The following is a 21,045-nucleotide window of genomic DNA, read 5'->3' on the forward strand; positions in this document are numbered from 1 at the left end:
CGCCGGACCAAACTCCGCAGGTTCCTGTTATGTTCTTTCTTATTATACGTTACTTTGAAAGACCTGCTCCAAGTGTCCGGCTCGTGAAATCCATTCACCTTCGAGCTTCCATAAAATGACGCGTGAACTGTAGCATAAAGGAGAAAAAAACAAATGAGAACATTATATTTAGATTGTGGAATGGGTGCAGCAGGTGATATGCTGACAGCAGCACTTTCAGAGCTTTTGCCTGATCAGGATGCATTTTTTGAAAAAATGAATGCACTTGGAATCCCGGGAGTTCATTTTGAGAAAGAAAAAACGCAAAAATGCGGTATTACAGGAACACACAGTAAGGTGACAGTAAATGGTGAGGAAGAGGAAAGCCTTGATGTGCATCATCATGATCACGATCATCATCATGACCATGAAGACCATCACCATGACCACGACCACCATCATGATCATGAAGACCATGACCACGATCATGAAGATCATCATCATGACCACGATCATGCGCATGGTGCACATCATCACCACAGCAGCCTGCATGATATTGAGCATATCGTAAGAGATCATCTGCCGGTATCAGATCGCGTAAAGGGTGATATAATGGCAGTTTATCAGCTGATCGCCCAGGCTGAAAGCGCAGCACATGGTGTACCAGTTGATCAAATTCATTTTCACGAAGTAGGAACTATGGATGCCGTTGCTGATATTACAGCAGTCTGTATGCTTATGGAGGAGCTTTCTGTTGATCAGGTGATTGTATCACCAGTTCATGTTGGAAGCGGAAAAGTACGCTGTGCACATGGTATTTTGCCAGTACCAGCACCAGCAACTGCTTATATTTTAAAGGAAGTGCCGATTTATGGCGGAAGGATTCAGGGAGAGCTTTGTACACCGACAGGCGCAGCACTTTTAAAACATTTTGCCACAAAATTTGGTGATATGCCAGTTATGAAGACGAAGGCTATCGGTTATGGAATGGGCAAGAAGGATTTTGAGATGGCAAATTGTGTCCGTGCGATGTTAGGAGAGACAGCAGATGATGTAAGCCGTGTTTCTGAGCTTTGCTGCAACATAGATGATATGAATGCAGAGGAAATTGGCTTTGCAACAGAGACAATTTTAGCAGCAGGTGCTCTGGAAGTATTTACTGTCTCTACAGGAATGAAAAAATCCAGACCAGGCATTTTACTTGAAGTGATGTGCCGTGAGGAAGACCGCGACCGCATGATTGAACTTATATTTTTGCATACAACTACGCTTGGTGTTAGAGAGCAGTTTTCAAGACGCTATACTATGACACGCTCTATAAAGACAATAAAGACTCCATATGGTGATGTGAGAAAGAAAGTTTCGACAGGATATGGTACTTCACGTGAAAAGTATGAGTATGAAGATTTGGCATCAATTGCAAGAAAGCAGGGAATATCCATTCGCGAAGCAAGGCAGACTGCAAGTGACTTTGATAAATAAAAAAGCTGATTAGAATTTTTATTTATCAAAAAAAGGAGAATGATATGAGAAAAAAACATGTAAGAAATTTAACGGCAGGCTGTGCTGCGTTTATGGCGGCAGCATTTGTATTTTCAGCAGGCTTTTCAAAAACAGCATTTGCAGACGAAGCAGACAAAACTACACTTGTATATGGAAGCACTGACTATACACGCATTAACCCGGCAATGGATGAGCACTGCGAAATAAACGTGCTGTTATTTGATGGTCTTACTGATCATGATGGTGATAATCAAATTATTCCGCGTCTGGCAAAGAGCTGGGAGTATGATGAGGAGAATTTAACATACACGTTTCATCTTGAGGAAGGCGTCAAGTGGCATGATGGTGAGCCTTTTACAGCAGAGGATGTAAAATTTACATTCGAAGCAATTATGGATCCGGCAAATGAATCTGAGAATGCACCTGATTATGAGGATATAGAGAGCATTGAGGTGATTGACGAACATACGGTAGCTTTTCATCTTTCTAACGTTAATACCGCTTTTTTGGAATATATGACAAAACCTGTTATGCCAAAGCATCTGTTAGAGGGTGAAGATTGGCAGACATCTGACTTTTTCCGTGCACCAGTTGGAACAGGACCATATAAGTTTGTAAGCTGGGATGCAGGACAGACTATTACAATGGAAAAGAATGAGGAGTATTTTGCCGGTGCAGCTAATATTGATACAATTGTATTTAAGATTGTGACAGATGATAATGCAAAGGCAATGCAGCTATTAAGCGGCGAGCTTGATTTGGCGCAGATTACACCAAAGGAAGAATCACTTTTTGCTGATAATGACGAATTTAAAGTGTACGATATGACAACTTCTGACTACAGAGGCATTCTCTACAACTTTAATAACGAGTATTGGCAGGAAAATGCCGATCTGATCCCGGCAATCAATTATGCGATTGACCGTAAGGCAATCCTTGATACAGTGTTGTTAGATAAGGGTGAAGTGGCATATGGTCCTCTGCAGCGAAATAAATATAACAATGAAAATGTGGAGCACTACGATTATAACTTAGAAAAGTCGGCAGAGATTTTTGAGGAAGCAGGATGCACACAAGATGCAGATGGCTACTGGTGCAGAAACGGGGAGAGAATTAGCTTTACAATTAACGCGACACCAGGTGATCAGGTGCGCATTGATATGGCGCAGATTGCAGCACAGCAGCTTCGCGAGGCAGGACTTGATGTAAAAGCAGATGTACCGGCAGGAGGAATCGATTGGGCAGGACAGGAGTGCTGCATCATTGGATGGGGATCTCCGTTTGATGCAGATGATCATACATACAAGGTATTTGGTACAGATAAGGGAGCGAACTATTCTGGATATTCAAATGCACTTGTAGATGAATACTTAACACAGGCACGTCAGTCAGAGGATGAAAACGAGCGTAAGGAGGCTTATGCAAAGTTTCAGGAAGCATTAGCAGAGACACCGGCTTACACATTCTTCTGCTATATTGATGCGCTTTACGCAGCAGAGAATACGATTCAGGGAATAGATGAAGATACTGTATTAGGTCATCACGGTGTAGGCATTTTCTGGAATATCTGTGACTGGACAATTGAAAATCAGTAACAAAACGAAAGGAAACAAGCGATGAAGAACAAATGGCTTAGTGTGCTTTTCAAAAAGATCGCTGCATTTTTTATCAGCATATGGGTGCTGTCTGCCATTGTGTTTTTCTTATCACGAATTACGCCGATTGATCCGCTACAGTCATACTATGGTGAGCGCGTAGAGAAAATGAGTGAAGAACAAAAGGACAGTGCCAGAGAACGTCTTGGATTAAATGATCCGATTACGGTACAATATGTGCGCTGGCTTAAGCTGGCGCTGTCCGGTGATTTTGGAATTTCCTACAAATATAAGCAGGACGTTACTATTGTGATTAAAGAACGTATCCAAAATACACTCGTTTTAGGCTTATTAAGCTACGTGATTTTATTTATTGGAGCATTGCTGTTAGGATTTTTATGTGCTTGGAATGAAAATAAACTTGCAGACAGACTTATTGTGCGTCTTGGAACGATTACAAGCTGCATTCCAGAATTTTGGATGGCGCTCATGCTGATTTTTGTGTTTAGCGTATTGCTTGGCTGGCTCCCGGCAAGCGGTGCATATTCAATTGGAGGAGGCAGCTTACTTGACAGGCTGCGTCATCTTGTGCTACCATTAATTGCCTCAGTAGCTGGTCATTTGTGGTATTTTGCCTATATGGTGCGAAATATGCTCTGCGAAGAAACACGCTCAGAATATATCGTGCTTGCACGGGCAAAGGGAACAAAAGACAGCACAATATTATTTCGTCACTGCCTAAAAAATGTGCTGCCAGCTTATATTAGTCTTATGGCAGTTTCAGTGGCGCACATTCTTGGCGGTACTTATTTGGTAGAAGCAGTATTTGGCTATCCGGGAATTGGTATGCTTACGTATGAAAGTGCCAAAACATCTGATTACAACATGCTTATGGTACTATGCCTTTTAACAGGAGTGGTGATGATAGCAGCAAACACGATTGCAGAGCTAGTGAACGCAAGGCTAAATCCATATATGGCGCAGGAGGGAAAATGAGTTCTGAAAAACATATAATGAAGAGAAAAAAAGTACCGTTTCTTTCCTTTGTGCTGCTTGGCATTTTGATTATGGGATGTGTGTTTGTACCTTTTTTTTGCAAAGATGCGTACTATATGGATCTTATGAACTGCAGCCGCGCACCAGGGCATGAATTTTTCTTTGGAACAGATACTATGGGACGCGATCTGTTTTCATGTATATGGCATGGCGGTCGTGTTTCTCTTACCATTGGCTTTTTGTCTGCTGCAATATCAGCCATCATTGCAGTTTTGTATGGCACAGCAAGTGCACTGTCACCTGCGTGGCTGGATCGGCTTTTGATGCGGTTAGTAGACGTGCTTCTTTCTGTTCCGTCGCTTTTGCTTGTCTTATTTGTGCAGGCAGTATTTGGAAAAAATATCATAGGAATGAGTGCAGCGATTGGACTTTGCGGATGGTTTTCAATGGCAAAAATTGTGCGCACACAGGCAAAAACAGTAAAAGAAAGCGGCTTTGTCACGGCATCGCAGTGTATGGGTGGCGGATTTTTTCATGTGCTTTACTGGCACCTTGCTCCAAATTTTCTTCCATCCATTTTATTTATGATTATTATGAGTGTACGAACAGCAATAGCCGAAGAATCAACACTTAGCTTTCTGGGGCTTGGCCTTCCAATAGAGACAATCTCGTGGGGCAGTATGCTCGCACTTGCCCAGAATGCGTTTGTCATGCGCGCATGGTGGATGATTTTGATTCCAGGCCTTTTCTTAATACTCCTTTTTTTATGCCTCACCGAGATAGGAAGCTGGTGTCAAGAGCGCATGAATCATAAAAAAAGGCAGATGTGAAACACTATTAGAACAGACAGTGATAGAAGCTGTGAAATAGGTCAGAACATTGAATCTAACTGGTCTGTTACAAGTTGATTGAATTTATCGTTAACAGAGCTTTTTGTTAGCCAACAGCTTAATTCGATATATTTTTCATTTGCCATATTTAGTCGGCCTAATTGAATATCTGTCAAAATATTTTTGGCTGTTACAAGTACTTTGGGATGCGGACTGTCAACAATAAATTGTACTCTTGCTGAAGATTGACCTAATCGTTCAAGAAGCAATTTCTGTTTTTCCCAACGAAGACGCGATTTGCCGCTTTCAAATCTGCTGTAGGTTTCAGGTTCTATAATTCCTTCACATGCCTGATGCTGTGTAAAGCCTTTTTGTAAACGTGCATTTCGGATGACATCATTTGAAATCCATATATGATTATCGGTAGATGATTCCCATATAGCATAAGGATTTATTGCTGAAGAACTGACAATCAAGTCATATTTTTTATATTCATTTAGAATTTTTTCCTGAACAGAGAATTGCGTATTGCGTGAAGCAGAGATGAAATTTTTTTGACAATTGAGTATTAACCATATGGCACCGTTGTTTTGCTCACGCCTCATGAGCCTTTTTGTCTGTTCTAAGATATCCCATGCCTGCTTAATGTTGCCTTCAATAAATTCTAACTTAGCTAGTTTTACTGCTGCAAGTGGAAGAATACGAATACTTTCTTTGTTGCGTTTTTGCATACAGGCAAACAAAAAAGGTCTGCAAAGCCACTTTAAAATTTCTTTTGCATCAGATGTCTGCTGGTTGTATAATAAGGCATCTGATGTTAAATAAATAAGCTCTAATTCAAGTTCAGCTAAAAAATAATGACCATTTTTACACCATTCTTCAACTGCTACGGAATGAAGAGTTTTCCATGTTTTTCTTAGATGAGCTAAGTACATAATTTCTAAAGTGCTTGAAGTGCATTCACTATAAAATAAAACAGCGTGTGATTTTTGAGTTAGAGCGGTTTTTAAAAGCCAGCCATAGATTACCTGTACAAATAGATCATGAATGCGGCCGCTTCCTTGAATAACGGCATCTGTATTTTGCCATGCACTAGAGTAATCAAAAACTAATAATTTCCCTTTTTTTAATAGTTCCTTTTGCTTTTCCAGCTGCTGCTGTGTAGCATTTAAGGGAATACTTCTTAATTCGTCTGTAATAGATCGTAATACCTTTCTTTTTTGAAGTAATGTTTCTTCATCTTTTGTAATATAGCATTTGTAAATAAGTGGAGACACAGACATTCTTTCCAATAAAAAATCCCAAATCATTCTATCTCCCAAGCCTTCATCATGTTCGATTTTACTGAATTTTTTTGCGGTTAAAACACCTTCACGAATTGTTTGGGAAGATATTCCATAATCGTCAAGACCTTGCAAAAGCAGATCACCAATTGTATAATTTAAACTCAATAGAATATCCTCCCTGTCAGTTTTGTAAATTAGACAATAATAGTAAAATATTACAGCATATCAGGCTATTTGTAAATGATCAGAAAAGGAAAAAAATAAAAAATAAAGTCCAAATATATCATTTGGATTATGGCAGATAAATGATATCATAAATATGCAAAATGCAATAGAAAATATTGAGGGATAAATGAAATAATGAAATTGATAATGACCTATTACAAAAAAATGATTATCACATATAAAAAGCTTTTTGTGATGTCATTTGTGATTATGGCGGCAGTGACCGTGAGCAACCTTTTGATTCCGTGTGGAATGCGCTTTTTGGTAGACAGTATCTCACAGGCGAACAGTCTTGGACAGAAAGAACTTCTTTTTTTGCTTGCCGCATTTGCAGCATTTTTATTATGTATGGGGTTTAATACCTGGATGGAAATTAGATGGTATTTGCTGCTGGATAAGTTAGGCGGCCTTTGTATGAGAGACTTGACACTCAAGATGGAGGCAGCACTTGCGGCCGCTTCCTTATCCGATGCCGATAAGATTGGTGCAGAGGTGTTAAAGCATACAATGTATGCTGATGTGCTTGATGTATTTCGTGTGACAGGTCATCACATACCATCGTTTATCAGTGCGGTATTGACAACTATTGTATGTATGGTATTGGCCTTTGCATTTAGCATAAAATTTGCAGTTTTTTTGGTGTTTTCAGTTGGTCTTGGCTGGTATGTGTCATTTTTGGGGCGAAAGCGAATTTCACAGAAGGCAGGCAAGACAAATCAGAAAATGAAACAGTGCCATGCCGTCTGCAATCAGTATATTGATTCAATGACGCTTGTCCAGACAAACGATGTGCTCGATTACTTTCAGCAGGAAACAACGAGAAAATTAAGTGATTTCATTCAGACTGCAAAAAAAGAAGATCGCCTGATGATGTTTTGGGCCAAGCTGTCAGAACACTACAACACGATATCTACTATGCTGTTGTCTGTTTTGTTGTTAATTCCCTCATGGGGCGGCTCCGTTGGAAACTTGATCTTTTTTACGATGTTGTCAACGGTAATCAATTCGCAGGGTCAGAATGCACAGGAATTGCTGCGGCAAATTATGCGCGCACAGGTAAGCTTTGAAAATGTAGATAAGGTGTGCAAATTAGAGCCGCGCCAGAAAGCAGAGTCATTAACAGATGTTGAATCAATCGAGTTCGACTCAGTTTGTTTTTCTTATGCAAGCGGTGCACCTGCCTTAACACAAGTTTCCTGCTGTCTGCAAAAAGGACAGATGGTTCGTCTGATGGGTGAAAATGGCTGCGGAAAGTCTACATTTATAAAGCTTTTGCTCGGACTTTATCGGCCAGACAGTGGAACAATAAGAATTAATTCACAATCAGTTGATGCTTATTGCAAACAGGATATGAGCCGCCAGTTTTTGTATGTTGGTCAGGAGGAGATTTTTTTAAACGAGACAGTAGAAGATTATTTACACATTATCACACAAAACAAGGGAGAAGCTGTGACATATCTGTTAAAAGAATATGATATAGCGGAGGATCGTATCATCGAAAATGAGGGAAAATCATTGTCGGTGGGACAGCGAAAGAAGCTGTTAATCATGAAAATGCTTCTTAGAATCGAGGAAGCATCTGTTTTGATTGTAGATGAAATTGAGGCTGGTCTTGATCAGGAAACGAGAGAAAAATACGAGCAGTTGTTAAATCTTATTGCAAAAAAGAAGAATAAACTTATAATTGTCGTTGAGCATGACCCACAAGGAACGATTGAATTTACAAAAATAATGCATTTTGAACACGGCCATATTGTGAATATTGACAATTTCTAAACTACAGTTCACAGATTAGATATTTTTTACTTGCAATTTAAACTTTAGTGTGCTATAGTAATGAACCATAAGAAACGCATTGAAGGAGACTCTATCCCAACGATCTTGACAGGAAGAGGGCGTCACCGACTGAGAGCGCCGTCATGAGGGACTGGGTGTGGGAACGCTCCGGAGCGGGCATTCTGAGCTTTTATTATGAGTAAAAGGGTAGGTTTGCACGTTGGTTTACGTTATAACCATAGAGTGATCCAGATATGGATTGAATGCGGGTGGTACCGCGGAACGAAGATGTTTCGCCCCGGAGACTGTGTTAAAACGGTCTTCGGGGCTTTTTGTTTATCAAGTTAAGGTACTCTTGCATCTGTCATGGAGACTCGTATTTTGGCTGAAAAGAAAGGACAACATGGAATTTATCAGTGGAATCAGCAAAAAAGAGTATGCAAGTATTAAGGAATTAGCACAGGGAAGCTGTGATGGAAAGACTGTTCGCATGGAGGGAATGGTTCATGCCGTAAGAGACATGGGCGATGTACGCTTTGTGATCTTACGAAAGGCAGAGGGACTCATTCAGTGTGTCTATGAAGAAAAAACAGCAGGCTTTGAGTTAGGCGAATTAAAGGATGAGAGCGCAATTCGTGTAGAGGGTGTTGTTTATGAAGAAAAGAGAGCACCGTTTGGAAGAGAGCTTCGTTTAACATCAGTGACTATTTTATCAGAGCCTTCGGCAGCAATGCCATTACCTGTCAACAAATGGAAACTAAATACTTCACTGGAAGCAAAATTAAACTACCGTCCATTATCTCTTCGCAATTTGAAAGAGCGAGCAAAGTTTCGCATTCAGGAGGGAATTGCAAGAGGCTTTTGTGAATTTTTAACTTCACAGGGCTTCACGCAGATCAGAACTCCAAAGATCGGAGCAAAGGGAGCAGAGGGCGGCTCTAATGTATTTAAGCTTGATTATTTCCACCGTCCAGCGGTACTCGCACAGAGCCCGCAGTTTTACAAGCAGATGATGGTCGGCGTGTTTGACCGTGTGTTTGAGACTGGACCTGTATTTCGTGCAGAGAAGCATAACACAAAACGCCACTTAAATGAATATACGAGTCTCGATTTTGAGATGGGCTTTATCGACAGCTTTCAGGATATCATGGCAATGGAAACCGGCTTTTTACAGTACACAATGGAGCTGTTAAAGAAGGATTACAAAACAGAGCTTGATATGCTTGACATTACACTTCCAAAGGTTGATGAGATTCCGCAGGTACGCTTCGATGAGGCAAAGCGTCTTGTGGCAGAGAAATATAACAGACAGATCAGAAATCCATATGATCTTGAACCAGAGGAGGAAGCACTGATTGGACGCTACTTCGAGGAAGAATATGACGCAGACTTCGTATTTGTCACTCACTATCCTAGCAAGAAGCGTCCGTTCTACGCAATGGATGATCCGGATGATAAGACATTCACTCAAAGCTTCGATCTATTGTTTAAGGGACTTGAGGTCACAACAGGAGGACAGCGTATTCATGAGTATCAGATGCTTCTTGACAAGATCGAGGCAAAGGGTATGACAACTGAAGGTATGGATCAGTACCTTGATATTTTCAAGCATGGAATGCCGCCGCACGGAGGACTTGGAATTGGACTAGAGCGTTTGACGATGAAGCTGATCGGTGAGGATAACGTGCGTGAGACATGCCTTTTCCCAAGAGATCTTTCCAGACTGGAGCCATAACATCTAATGAGCGGGGAGGCGAAGAAGTCGAACCGTTTTCGTAAAAATATAAAGAAAATTGGAAGGAAACCACGATGGCAAATATAATTGATGATGAGACAATAGAGTATGTTGGAATATTAGCAAAGCTCGCGCTTTCCGAAGAGGAAAAGGAGCAGGCAAAAAAAGATATGTCTGATATGCTTGACTATATAGATATGCTTGGTGAGCTGGACACATCCAATGTAGAGCCAATGAGTCATGCATTCCCTGTTTTCAATGTGTTCCGTGAGGATGTAGTTACAAATGGAGATGGAAGCGTGGAGACACTTGCAAATGCACCGGAACAGAAAAACGGGGCATTCAAGGTTCCAAAGACTGTGTAATGGTGTTCTTAATAATTATAAAACATTTAGCTTGATTAGATAACAGGTAATGGAGAGACAGGAGACAGTTTAATGGAGATTCAAAAATTGACAGCAGTTTCGCTGGGAAAAAAGATAAAAGAAAAAGAGATCTCCGTGCGGGAGGCGCTTGATGCAGTTTTCGCACAGATTGATCAGACAGAAGATAGGTATCATGCGTATGTGACACTCGATAAAGAGGGCGCTTACAAGCAGGCTGATGCTGTTCAGGAAAAAATAGACAAGGGTGAGCTGACAGGAGCACTTGCCGGCGTACCGGTAGCCATCAAGGATAACATGTGCACGAAAGGATTGTTGACTACCTGCAGTTCAAAAATTTTGGAAAATTATATTCCAACCTACACGGCATCTGCAGTTCAAAATTTAACTGATGCAGGCTGTATAATCATTGGAAAGACAAACATGGATGAGTTTGCGATGGGAAGTACAACAGAGACTTCATATTATGGTGTTACAAGAAATCCTCATAATCCAGACCATGTTCCAGGCGGTTCTTCAGGAGGAAGTGCAGCAGCAGTTGCCTTAAATGAGTGTTTTTTTGCACTTGGTTCTGATACAGGCGGTTCCATTCGTCAGCCATCTGCATTTTGCGGCATCACCGGTATGAAGCCAACATATGGCACGGTTTCCCGTTATGGACTTATTGCATATGGTTCTTCACTTGATCAGATTGGTCCGATGACAAAAAATGTTACTGACTGCGCAGCTGTTCTTGAGACAATTGCTTCATATGATAAAAAAGACAGTACGTCGATGAAACGCGAAGAATATGATTTTACATCTGCACTTGTAAGAGATGTGAAAGGTCTTCGCATCGGACTTCCAAAGGACTATTTTGGAGATGGTCTTGACAGCGAAGTAAAGGCAGCAATTTTTAAGGCAGCAGAAACCTTTAAGCGTATGGGAGCTATTGTAGAGGAGTTCGATTTAGGTCTTGTTCAATATGCAATTCCGGCATACTATATCATAGCATCGGCAGAGGCTAGCTCAAACCTAGAGCGTTTTGATGGTGTAAAGTATGGCTACCGCACAAAAGAATATGGTGATCTTCACAGCATGTACAAAAAGACACGTTCTGAAGGCTTCGGTTCAGAGGTAAAGCGCCGTATCATGTTAGGTTCCTTTGTTTTAAGCTCAGGCTATTATGATGCTTATTATTTAAAGGCATTAAAGACAAAAGCACTTATCAAGCAGGAGTTTGATAAGGCATTTGAAAAATATGATATTATTCTGGCACCGGCAGCACCAACTACTGCACCGCTTTTAGGCAGTAGCTTACAGGATCCTATCAAGATGTATTTAAGTGATATTTACACAATATCTGCAAATCTTGCCGGAATCCCAGATTTGTCAATTCCGTGCGGAAAAGATAAGATGGGTCTTCCAATTGGAATGCAGCTTCTTGGCGGCTGTTTCCAGGAAAAAACATTGCTTCGCGCAGGTTTTGCGTATGAAAAGGCAAGAGAGGAGAAAGCGTGATGGCACAGTATGAAACCGTGATCGGTCTTGAGGTTCATGTGGAGCTGGCAACAAAAACAAAAATTTTCTGCGGCTGCTCCACCGCATTTGGAGGTGCTCCAAACAGCCATACATGTCCTGTCTGCACTGGACTTCCAGGTTCTCTTCCTGTATTAAACAAGCAGGTTGTTGAGTATGCAATGGCAGTTGGACTGGCAACTAATTGTCAGATTAATCAGTATTGCAAGTTCGATCGTAAAAACTATTTTTATCCAGATAATCCGCAGAACTATCAGATCTCTCAGCTGTATTATCCGATATGCCATGATGGCGGAATCAAGATAGATGTAAACGGTCAGAAAAAGATTGTGCGTATCCATGAAATTCATATGGAGGAAGATGCAGGAAAGCTTGTTCATGATGAGTGGGAGGATGTCTCATTAGTAGATTATAACCGTTCAGGTGTGCCGCTTATAGAGATTGTTTCTGAGCCAGATATGAGAAGTGCTGATGAAGTTATTGCATATCTTGAAAAGCTTCGCCTGATTATTCAATATCTTGGTGCTTCAGACTGTAAGCTTCAGGAAGGTTCTATGCGTGCTGATGTCAACTTATCTGTTCGCCCTGTTGGTGCAGAGAAATTTGGAACACGTACCGAAATGAAGAATTTAAATTCATTCAAGGCTATTGCACGTGCCATTGAAGCAGAGAGAACGCGTCAGATCGAGCTTATTGAAGAAGGCAAGAGTGTTGTTCAGGAGACGAGACGCTGGGATGACAATAAGGAATATTCATATCCTATGCGTTCAAAAGAGGATGCGCAGGATTATCGCTATTTCCCAGAACCAGATTTGCCGCCGCTTCAGATTCCAGATGAGTGGATTAAGCAGTTAAAATCATCTCAGCCAGAACTTCGTGATGAAAAAATGGCACGCTATAAGGAAGAATACGAGATACCGGATTATGATGCTGATATTATCACAGGTTCTAAGCGTATGGCTGATATTTTCGAGCAGACTGTTGCTCTTGGTGCAGCGCCAAAGAAGGTATCAAACTGGCTGATGACAGAAACAATGCGTCTTTTAAAAGAGCAGATGATGGATCCTGATGAGCTTGATTTTTCACCGAAGCATTTGGCTATGCTGATCGCACTTGTTGAGAAAAAAACAATCAACCAGACAATTGCAAAGGAAGTTTTTGAAAAGATTTTTGCAGACGACATTGAGCCAGAGAGCTATGTAAAAGAGCATGGTCTTGGTATGGTAAGTGACACAGATGCACTGCAGAAAACAGTAGAGGAAGTCATTGCCGCAAATCCACAGTCAGTAGCAGACTATAAGGCAGGAAAGCAAAAGGCTATCGGCTTCTTAGTTGGACAGACTATGAAGGTCATGAAAGGCAAGGCAAATCCAACAGCTGTAAACGAGATTTTAGTAAAACTATTAAACGAGTAGTAAGATCTGCTCATCTGTTGAAAAAAACGGATGAGCAGATCTTTTTATACAGAAATTTCTTGGAAAATTTACAAAAAAATGCTTGATTATTTCGGATAAATGTGATAAAGTAACTTTGTTTGATAATTAACAAACGAAGTCTTGCAAAAGCAGGACCAAATAAAAATATATCATTTAATAAAAACTGGCTGAAGTTAGACAGACCAGAATAGAAAGGAAGAATTATCATGGCAAGATTTACATTACCAAGAGATCTGTATCATGGCAAGGGAGCACTTGAAGCATTAAAGACGCTGAAAGGAAAGAAGGCATTCGTCGTTGTCGGCGGTGGTTCTATGAAGCGTTTCGGTTTTCTGGATAAGGTTGTTTCCTATTTACAGGAAGCAGGTATGGAGGTTAAGCTGTTTGAAGGCGTAGAGCCGGATCCATCAGTGGATACTGTCATGAAGGGTGCAGCAGCGATGACCGAGTTTGGACCAGACTGGATTGTATCGATCGGCGGAGGTTCCCCGATTGATGCAGCAAAGGCTATGTGGACATTCTACGAGTATCCGGATGTTACATTTGAGGATCTGTGCATTCCGTTTAACTTCCCGACACTTCGTACAAAGGCTAAGTTCTGTGCGATTCCGTCTACATCCGGTACTGCTACCGAGGTAACCGCATTCTCCGTTATTACCGATTACAAGAAGGGTATCAAGTACCCGTTAGCAGACTTTAACATCACACCAGATGTTGCAATCGTAGATCCTGAGTTAGCAGAGACCATGCCAAAGAAGCTGACTGCTCACACCGGTATGGATGCAATGACTCACGCAATCGAGGCATATGTTTCTACTCTTCACTGCGAGTACACTGATCCGTTAGCACTTCATGCAATCGAGCTGATCAGCGAGTATCTGATTCCATCCTACAATGGCGACATGAATGCACGTGCAAAGATGCATGATGCACAGTGTCTGGCTGGTATGGCATTCTCTAACGCACTGCTTGGAATCGTTCACTCCATGGCACATAAGACTGGTGCAGCTTACAGTGGCGGACATATCGTTCATGGATGTGCAAACGCAATGTACCTGCCAAAGGTTATCCGCTTCAATGCAGTAGAGCCAGAAGCACAGAAGAGATATGCAAATATCGCAAGATTCCTTCACTTAGAGGGAAGCACCGATGCAGAGCTTGTAGATGCACTGATCGCTCATATCAAGGGTATGAATGCACAGTTAAATATCCCGACCTGCATCAAGGACTATGAGGGCGGAATCATTGATGAGAAGGAATTCATGGAGAAGCTGCCGAAGGTTGCTGAGCTTGCTGTAGGCGATGCTTGTACCGGTTCCAATCCAAGAAGCATTAACCCAGAGCAGATGGCAAAGCTGTTAAAGTGCTGCTACTACGATGAAGAAGTAGATTTCTAATTACTTAATAAAAAATTTAGGGCGCGTACCGCAGGGTGCGCGCCCTTTTGCTTGCAAATCGGAGTGGGAAAGGGTATAATTAGTTTATAAAATTAGCACAGTTTTGTGCGGAAATGAGGAAAAAATGATATTACTGACATCGGACGGCATAACATCCCCGCAGTTGGAGGAAGAAATAAAAAAAGCACTTGTGCCAATCTCAAGAAGAGCAGCGCTTGTGACAACCGCCTCGTGCCGGTACAAAGAAAAAGATCATAATGTTCCAGTATTAAGTGCGCTCATGAGGCGCTTTGGACTTGAGCCGGAGTGCGTGGACGTGGAATTTCAGGACGCGACTTTTTTATTGGCATATGATGTTGTTATTTTGATGGGCGGAAATCCATTTTATCTGCGCAAGCATTTAAAAAAGTGGAAAAATAGTCTGGAAGTTTTGACTGAGCTTGCTAACCGCCATGTGCTTATAGGAATAAGTGCCGGCAGCATGGTTCTTGGCGATACGATGGAGTTTGCCTGTCAGATTGAACCCGGTGGTATTGAGGAAGTTGGAGAAAATGTAGACTGCAGCGGTTTTGGCATTGTGCCGTTAAATATTATGCCGCATTACCTGGCATATCTGACTGCTTATGAACAGACAAAGGAGATACTGGAAAGTTACGAGGAGGAAACAGGACGAAAGATCTGTACCATAAATGACGGTGATGGCATCCTCATTTCACAAGCAGGAAAAAAAGGACGCTATATCAAAAATGAGCGGTATACACCGATTGTTGCGCCTAACATGCCAGATTATCAGGCATATTTTTTTGATCTGTATGGCACTCTGATTGACATTCATACAGAAGAGGGTGATCATGAGCTTTGGGAGTTTATGGCAAAATATTATGCCTACAAAGGAGCAAAGTACGGCTCATGGGAGCTTCGCTGGAGATATGGTGCATTGATTCATGATGAGGAAGAGCGGCTTTTGCATGAAAATCCCAAGCAGATTCCTGAGCCGCAGGTAGAGCGTGTCTTTATGCGTTTATATGAAGAAAAGGGTGTGCGTGTTTCTATACAGGAGGCTGTGGATGCCGCGCAGGTATTTCGAAGCTTTTCACTGCGCTATGTTCGCTTATATTATGGTGCAAAAGAGCTTCTTGCCCACCTGAAAAAGAAAGGAAAAAAGCTCTATGTGCTTAGCAATGCGCAGCAGGTATTTACTGCCAGCGAGCTGCGCTATCTTGGTATTTATGATTACTTTGATAAGGTGTGCCTGTCATCAGATTACCATTGCAAAAAGCCAGATGCTGCTTATTTTAAGGCATTATTAACGTCAGAAGGCTTAGATCCCACAAAGGTAATGATGATCGGAAATAGTGAATATGATGATATACGTACTGCAAAATCACTTGGTATGGGTGCATGCTACATTCATTCCAATTTGTCACCAGAAGGAGAGACGGCAAATTGTGATATTGTTATGAGAGCGATGGATCTGCCGTCTCTGGAGAAGATTTTGTGCCGCGAAGCGCACTTGGCGTAATTCCATATTTTTTCTTAAAGACGCGGTTAAAATGAGGAATGCTGTTAAAACCGCATTTTCTTGCAATGTCCATGATTGGTTCGTCAGTGTCTGCAAGCAGCAGTCTTGAAGCTTGAGACAGGCGATAGCTGTTTAAGCATTCTGTGAATGTTATGCCAATCGTGGACTTAAAGAACTTAATAAAGTGAGACTCACTAAATTCACATACTTTTGCCATCTGCTCAGTAGACAGCGGTTCACTGTAATGATCTGTGATATAGCTAATGATTTGCTTTGTCTTTACTACTGATTTTTGTGGACGGCTCTTTGGCTTTACAGACGGCTCATTGTAAAATAGCAGATAAAACAGGCGAAAGAGACAGCTCTTTATGCCAAGCGGGTAAGCTGCTGAATAAAACGTCTGCAGCTGAAACATTTCCTCAAAACATTGACGAAACTCATTGTACCAGCCGTATTCAGGCGTGATAAGCCATGGAATGACTTGTTCACCCTCTGAGAGCGGCTTTAAAAATGCAAATGCATCGTCATTATCTGCACTTCCAGAAAGAAGAGACAGTGGAAACTGGATCATGCTAATCTTCAGTGAGGAGTTTGAATCTGTTTCAATGGAATGCAGCTGACCTGGTAAAATCAGACAGATATCGCCCTTCTTTACTGAAATTTTTTCAAGGTCAATTGATACTTGTCCGGTTCCTTCACGGATTAGAAGAATTTCCATAGTATCCTGCCAGTGAATAGATACAGAAGAAATGTCATCAGGCAGAACAGCCGTCAGGGCAGCAAAAGGAAAAGAACCCGTTAAAGGTTCGTGCATTTCAAATAAATCAATATTTTGGATATTCATATGTATAATAGTAAGCCTTTCTCAAAGTCAATCTTTTTCTCGTAATAGGTATACCACAAGAAACGAAAGAAAACAACCAAAAATGTGGAAGAGCAAAAACTTGACAGATACTTTTTTTATTACTATTATTAAAAGGTAAGTAGAACAAGATGGTAATTTAATAAAGAGGTGAAGAATGGAACTATATCATGCGAGTAAAGAGATTGTTCAGTACCCAGAAGTAAGAAAGGCAAGGTATACAAAAGATTTTTCTTGGGGATTTTATTGCACCAATAATTTTAAACAGGCAGTAAGATGGGCAAATCGCGGAATTGGTGATCCGATAATCAATTACTATGAATATAAGCCGAATGAAAAATTAAATATATTAAGATTTCCAGAAATATCAGATGCGTGGTTAGACTTTATTGCAGAGTGTAGAAGTGGAAAAACACATTCCTATGATATTGTAGAGGGACCTATGGCAAATGATACAGTATGGAATTACGTAAATGATTTTCTAGCAGGGCGAATAAACAGAAAGCAGTTTTGGGTGTTGGCAGAATTTAAATATCCGACACATCAAATAAGTTTCCATACATTGTCGGCGCTTGATTGTCTGACGTTTGTAAAGAGTGAGGTAGTTTATGACAGAGAAGGAAAGAAATGATTATTTTTATGTGTGCGCACTAATTGAATATATTGCAAGAGAAACAAAAAATCATCGTGGAGATATTGTGAATCAAATTGGTGAAGATGGTATAAAAAAGCTTTTGTATGATGCAGAGGTAGATCACTGCCTTAGTTTTGAACAGGTTAGCGATGAAGTAGTTGATTATTATAAAATAAAGCAGGGAAATTTTGATACAATATCGGCTTGCAAGTATTCGATCCCGAGTTTTCTTGATATTGGTAAATTATATAGTATTATGATAGAGGACTGTGCGAAGCCGGGAGATGAAGTTTCAGAGTTGATGAAAATATTTTCTTCTTTTATTAGTGATGAGATATCGAATTTTAATACTGATTTATATTATCAAAATCCAAACTATCTTGAGTGGTCATATAGAGAGGGAAAATTGTTAGATTGATCTTATTATATACCACTTTACAAGTTTTGATTCATAAAACTGCCAAAAGGTCAAAACCTTTCTTTCACTCAGAATGAGGTTTTGACCTTTCTTGGTTTTTGCCTTAAAGAAAAGTTAATAACTGAAATTACATTTTAAATTTATCGTAAGAATTGAACACTTTTCAATATTGTCAGAAAGTGATATACTGTATCTAATTAAAAAAAAGAACAACAAACCGCATTGCGGGAAGGGATGGAAAGTATGAGAAAAAGAACCGTTTTAATCGGTCTTGTTTTAATTGCTGCTGCAGGCGGCGGTTGGTATTATTATAAAAATTATTATAATCAGGAAAAATTGGCATCTGCAGAGTCAGCAGAAGGATCTGTTTATATGAGCAAGGTATCTGATATTATGGATCAGGGCGCACTTGGCATAAAGACTCGCCTTGTCGGTGTTGTAGATCCGCAGGAATCAAAGGATATAAAGCTTGATTCCGATAAGCAGCTCAAGGAGACTTTTGTAGAAGTTGGCGATGAAGTGAAAAAGGGTGATCCTCTGTTTTCCTACGATGTTGAGGCAATGAAGCAAAAGATTCTGGAGGCTGATCTGGAATTAGAGGAGATGAATAATACACTCCAGACGATGAACCAACAGTTAAATGAGCTGAATGTGCAGGCATCTAAGGCAAAGGAGTCTGAGAAGCAGGCGTATAATCTTCAGATTCTTTCAGCGCAAAATTCAATTCATAAGCAGGAATATAATATTAGTGTCAAGCAGCTAGAGCGTGCACAGCTGGAGAAAAACGTTGATAATGCAGTTGTCTATTCAGATATTGACGGTATTATAAAGAGTATCAATTCTGATTCATCAGGCAGCGGTGATTCATATAATTATGGTTCTTCTGGTTCAAATGCCTTTATGACAATTCTGGCTACTGGTGATTATAGAATTAAGGGAACATGCAATGAAATGAATATTTACAGCTTATATGTGGGTGAGCAGATGGTAATTCGTCCAAGAGCTGATGAGGATAAAATATATACTGGTGTTGTAAGCAAAATAGAGACAGAGCCGGCAACAGATAATAATAATAACGGTTATTCTGATTCCTCAGCAGAGAGCAGCAAGTATCACTTCTATGTGACTGTCAATGAGGCAATGGATCTGATGCTTGGACAGCATGTAATCATGGAGGAGGATACCGGAGAAACAGAGGAAAAGACAGGTCTTTGGATTCCAAACTACTATGTAGTATCAGATGATGAGACGAATACTTACTATGTGTGGAGCTGTGATGACAATCAAAAGGTCTGCAAGAAAGAGATAAGTGTTGGAGAGATTGATGAGGAAATGCTTGAGTACCAGATTCTTGATGGACTGACAGAGAATGACTATATTGCTTTTCCAGATGAGCTGACACAGGAAGGTATGGAGGCTATTTTGCCGGACAGCATGGAGAATGGTGAAAATCAGGGCGATGCAGGAAATGCCGGTGCGATGAATGTGATGGAGTAAGGGGGCAGGCAGTATGCTGTTAGAGCTAAAAGATATAAATAAAAGTTATTTTCAGGGAAAGCAGGAAATGCCCGTCTTAAAAAATGTCAATTTTAGTGTAGAGGAAGGCGAGTATGTGGCAATCATGGGACCGTCAGGTTCCGGAAAATCAACATTAATGAATATTATCGGATGCCTGGATAAGCCAACTTCAGGAAGCTTTTACCTGGATGGAAAGGACATTTTAAAATATAAAGACAATGCACTTTCAACTGTGCGTTTAAATACGATTGGATTTGTATTTCAGAGTTTCTTTTTGATGATGAAGCAGACGGCACTTGAAAATGTGTGTCTTCCGCTGACATATGCAGGAATACCAAAGCGAAAGCGAAAGGAGATTGCCGCGCAGGCGCTAAAGCGTGTCGGACTAGAAGATCGTATGAATTATAAACCGACACAGCTGTCAGGTGGACAGTGTCAGCGAGTAGCTATTGCAAGAGCCATTTCCAATCATCCCAAAATTTTGCTTGCGGATGAACCGACTGGTGCGCTTGATTCCAAGTCTGGTGCACAGATTATGGAACTTTTTCAGAGTCTTCACGAGGAAGGTGTAACAATTATTATGATTACACATGATTCAGAAATTGCATCACATGCGCAGCGTGTCATTCACATCCGCGATGGACAGATTGCAGAACAATAATAAGATGATACTAGGGTCAAAAGCTCCAAAAGCCGTTCGTGCTTGCACGATAAGGCTTTGAGCTTGGGACCCGCAAAAACATGAGGATGCAGCGATTTTCAAAGAAAATCAGCGAATCCGAATGTTTTTAGAATTGCGAAAGTTGCATCGCAACGGAGCAATTCGTGTGTATCAGTTGGGGGTAAAATACCTTTTGACCCCAACATCATAAGATATGGCAAATGGAGGGCAGTATGAAAAAATTAGCAGTTTATATTCTGGTACCTTCGCTTATAGTAGGAAGCTGCGGAGCCGGTGTATATGTGTATCAAAAAAATAAGCAGGCAAATACATATGTAAAAGTTGTTCCTGTCAGCAGCATATCGACATCTGATTATGGTTCTGATATGTATATGTATGGACAGGTTGTCAATAATCAGCGCCAGCAAATAAGTGTTACGACCTCACAGAAAATTTCAGAGGTCTTAGTGAAAAAAGGCGACAATGTAAATATTGGTGATCCTATTTTAAAGATGGACACAACAATGGACAATTTGAATTTGCAGGATCTTGATATTCAGATTCAGAAAAAAGTTCTTGAGATTTCAGAGGGTTTTAAACGGTTAGACAAATTGCAGAAGACAACACCGGCAGCACCGTTTAATCCAGGCGATTTTGATCCAGGCTGGGATCCAGGATGGGATCCGGGCTGGGAAGAGCCAACGGAGAGCTCATCTGAAGAAGAAAGCTCAAGTGAGGAAGAAAGTTCATCCGAAGAAGAAAGCTCAAGTG

18 protein-coding genes are annotated in these 21,045 nt (G+C 40.8%); 16 read left to right on the top strand and 2 right to left on the bottom strand.

Going from position 1 to position 21,045, the window contains the following annotated elements:
- The first annotated feature begins 153 nt into the window (after window positions 1–153).
- From larC to WJP93_RS06045, 4 genes are read left to right on the top strand one after another with little or no spacing between them, the layout of a single operon-like run.
- On the top strand, window positions 154–1,461 hold the full coding sequence (gene larC / locus WJP93_RS06030; RefSeq protein WP_337547318.1) for a nickel pincer cofactor biosynthesis protein LarC: 1,308 nt from the start codon (window positions 154–156) through the stop codon (window positions 1,459–1,461).
- 44 nt (window positions 1,462–1,505) lie between these two features.
- On the top strand, window positions 1,506–3,077 hold the full coding sequence (locus WJP93_RS06035; RefSeq protein WP_337547319.1) for an ABC transporter substrate-binding protein: 1,572 nt from the start codon (window positions 1,506–1,508) through the stop codon (window positions 3,075–3,077).
- 21 nt (window positions 3,078–3,098) lie between these two features.
- The gene (locus WJP93_RS06040) at window positions 3,099–4,073 is read left to right on the top strand and encodes an ABC transporter permease (RefSeq protein WP_337547320.1); all 975 of its coding nucleotides are present in this window, start codon (window positions 3,099–3,101) and stop codon (window positions 4,071–4,073) included.
- Window positions 4,070–4,903, top strand: a complete 834-nt coding sequence (locus tag WJP93_RS06045) for an ABC transporter permease (RefSeq protein WP_337547321.1) — start codon at window positions 4,070–4,072, stop codon at window positions 4,901–4,903. Before WJP93_RS06040 ends, WJP93_RS06045 begins: the two co-directional genes overlap by 4 nt.
- A gap of 41 nt (window positions 4,904–4,944) precedes the next feature.
- Here WJP93_RS06045 and WJP93_RS06050 read toward each other — a convergent pair whose 3' ends face one another.
- A complete protein-coding gene (locus WJP93_RS06050; protein WP_337547322.1) occupies window positions 4,945–6,354 on the bottom strand; it encodes a helix-turn-helix transcriptional regulator in 1,410 nt (469 codons plus the stop codon).
- Window positions 6,355–6,549: 195 nt separating this feature from the next.
- Between WJP93_RS06050 and WJP93_RS06055 the strand changes: the two genes are divergently transcribed.
- From WJP93_RS06055 to WJP93_RS06085, 7 genes are all read left to right on the top strand, one after another.
- Window positions 6,550–8,190, top strand: a complete 1,641-nt coding sequence (locus WJP93_RS06055; RefSeq protein ID WP_337547323.1) for an ABC transporter ATP-binding protein — start codon at window positions 6,550–6,552, stop codon at window positions 8,188–8,190.
- Between the two features lie 403 nt (window positions 8,191–8,593).
- Window positions 8,594–9,925 carry an aspartate--tRNA(Asn) ligase gene (gene aspS, locus WJP93_RS06060; protein WP_337547324.1) on the top strand — a complete coding sequence of 444 codons (1,332 nt, stop codon included), beginning with the start codon at window positions 8,594–8,596 and terminating at the stop codon, window positions 9,923–9,925.
- A gap of 74 nt (window positions 9,926–9,999) precedes the next feature.
- Entirely contained in the window at window positions 10,000–10,290 is a 291-nt protein-coding gene (gene gatC / locus WJP93_RS06065) for an Asp-tRNA(Asn)/Glu-tRNA(Gln) amidotransferase subunit GatC (RefSeq protein WP_337547325.1), read from the top strand.
- 72 nt (window positions 10,291–10,362) lie between these two features.
- Window positions 10,363–11,808: an Asp-tRNA(Asn)/Glu-tRNA(Gln) amidotransferase subunit GatA gene (gene gatA / locus WJP93_RS06070; protein ID WP_337547326.1), complete on the top strand. Its 1,446-nt coding sequence runs from the start codon at window positions 10,363–10,365 to the stop codon at window positions 11,806–11,808.
- Window positions 11,805–13,241: an Asp-tRNA(Asn)/Glu-tRNA(Gln) amidotransferase subunit GatB gene (gene gatB / locus WJP93_RS06075; RefSeq protein ID WP_337547327.1), complete on the top strand. Its 1,437-nt coding sequence runs from the start codon at window positions 11,805–11,807 to the stop codon at window positions 13,239–13,241. The genes gatA and gatB overlap by 4 nt, the downstream gene beginning before the upstream one ends.
- Window positions 13,242–13,468: 227 nt before the next feature.
- Window positions 13,469–14,659, top strand: coding sequence for an iron-containing alcohol dehydrogenase (locus WJP93_RS06080; protein ID WP_227101798.1), 1,191 nt, complete (start codon window positions 13,469–13,471; stop codon window positions 14,657–14,659).
- A gap of 124 nt (window positions 14,660–14,783) precedes the next feature.
- Window positions 14,784–16,181, top strand: a complete 1,398-nt coding sequence (locus WJP93_RS06085; protein WP_308731370.1) for an HAD-IA family hydrolase — start codon at window positions 14,784–14,786, stop codon at window positions 16,179–16,181.
- Here the strand turns inward: WJP93_RS06085 and WJP93_RS06090 are convergent.
- A complete protein-coding gene (locus tag WJP93_RS06090) occupies window positions 16,117–17,025 on the bottom strand; it encodes an AraC family transcriptional regulator (RefSeq protein ID WP_337547328.1) in 909 nt (302 codons plus the stop codon). The genes WJP93_RS06085 and WJP93_RS06090 overlap by 65 nt on opposite strands.
- A 175-nt stretch (window positions 17,026–17,200) precedes the next feature.
- On the opposite strand from WJP93_RS06090, the gene WJP93_RS06095 reads away from it, so the two are divergent.
- The 5 genes from WJP93_RS06095 to WJP93_RS06115 all read left to right on the top strand — a co-directional run.
- Complete coding sequence (locus WJP93_RS06095) at window positions 17,201–17,674, top strand: DUF3990 domain-containing protein (protein ID WP_066557806.1); 474 nt, start codon at window positions 17,201–17,203, stop codon at window positions 17,672–17,674.
- On the top strand, window positions 17,652–18,095 hold the full coding sequence (locus tag WJP93_RS06100; protein WP_308731372.1) for a hypothetical protein: 444 nt from the start codon (window positions 17,652–17,654) through the stop codon (window positions 18,093–18,095). Before WJP93_RS06095 ends, WJP93_RS06100 begins: the two co-directional genes overlap by 23 nt.
- A gap of 243 nt (window positions 18,096–18,338) precedes the next feature.
- Window positions 18,339–19,592 carry an efflux RND transporter periplasmic adaptor subunit gene (locus WJP93_RS06105; protein ID WP_066557828.1) on the top strand — a complete coding sequence of 418 codons (1,254 nt, stop codon included), beginning with the start codon at window positions 18,339–18,341 and terminating at the stop codon, window positions 19,590–19,592.
- A gap of 13 nt (window positions 19,593–19,605) precedes the next feature.
- Window positions 19,606–20,274, top strand: a complete 669-nt coding sequence (locus tag WJP93_RS06110) for an ABC transporter ATP-binding protein (protein ID WP_066557831.1) — start codon at window positions 19,606–19,608, stop codon at window positions 20,272–20,274.
- Window positions 20,275–20,507: 233 nt separating this feature from the next.
- Window positions 20,508–21,045: efflux RND transporter periplasmic adaptor subunit (locus tag WJP93_RS06115; RefSeq protein ID WP_337547329.1), on the top strand; the 538-nt coding region annotated here is incomplete at its 3' end.

Source organism: Anthropogastromicrobium sp. (assembly GCF_037349415.1).
Classification (GTDB): domain Bacteria; phylum Bacillota; class Clostridia; order Lachnospirales; family Lachnospiraceae; genus Anthropogastromicrobium; species Anthropogastromicrobium aceti.

Bases quoted from the DNA above. Each gene is read 5' to 3' on its own strand.
- larC (WP_337547318.1), top strand. From the start codon at position 154: ATGAGAACATTATATTTAGATTGTGGAATGGGTGCAGCAGGTGATATG.
- WJP93_RS06035 (WP_337547319.1), top strand. From the start codon at position 1,506: ATGAGAAAAAAACATGTAAGAAATTTAACGGCAGGCTGTGCTGCGTTT.
- WJP93_RS06040 (WP_337547320.1), top strand. From the start codon at position 3,099: ATGAAGAACAAATGGCTTAGTGTGCTTTTCAAAAAGATCGCTGCATTT.
- WJP93_RS06045 (WP_337547321.1), top strand. From the start codon at position 4,070: ATGAGTTCTGAAAAACATATAATGAAGAGAAAAAAAGTACCGTTTCTT.
- WJP93_RS06055 (WP_337547323.1), top strand. From the start codon at position 6,550: ATGAAATTGATAATGACCTATTACAAAAAAATGATTATCACATATAAA.
- aspS (WP_337547324.1), top strand. From the start codon at position 8,594: ATGGAATTTATCAGTGGAATCAGCAAAAAAGAGTATGCAAGTATTAAG.
- gatC (WP_337547325.1), top strand. From the start codon at position 10,000: ATGGCAAATATAATTGATGATGAGACAATAGAGTATGTTGGAATATTA.
- gatA (WP_337547326.1), top strand. From the start codon at position 10,363: ATGGAGATTCAAAAATTGACAGCAGTTTCGCTGGGAAAAAAGATAAAA.
- WJP93_RS06080 (WP_227101798.1), top strand. From the start codon at position 13,469: ATGGCAAGATTTACATTACCAAGAGATCTGTATCATGGCAAGGGAGCA.
- WJP93_RS06085 (WP_308731370.1), top strand. From the start codon at position 14,784: ATGATATTACTGACATCGGACGGCATAACATCCCCGCAGTTGGAGGAA.
- WJP93_RS06090 (WP_337547328.1), bottom strand. From the start codon at position 17,025: ATGAATATCCAAAATATTGATTTATTTGAAATGCACGAACCTTTAACG.
- WJP93_RS06095 (WP_066557806.1), top strand. From the start codon at position 17,201: ATGGAACTATATCATGCGAGTAAAGAGATTGTTCAGTACCCAGAAGTA.
- WJP93_RS06100 (WP_308731372.1), top strand. From the start codon at position 17,652: ATGACAGAGAAGGAAAGAAATGATTATTTTTATGTGTGCGCACTAATT.
- WJP93_RS06105 (WP_066557828.1), top strand. From the start codon at position 18,339: ATGAGAAAAAGAACCGTTTTAATCGGTCTTGTTTTAATTGCTGCTGCA.
- WJP93_RS06110 (WP_066557831.1), top strand. From the start codon at position 19,606: ATGCTGTTAGAGCTAAAAGATATAAATAAAAGTTATTTTCAGGGAAAG.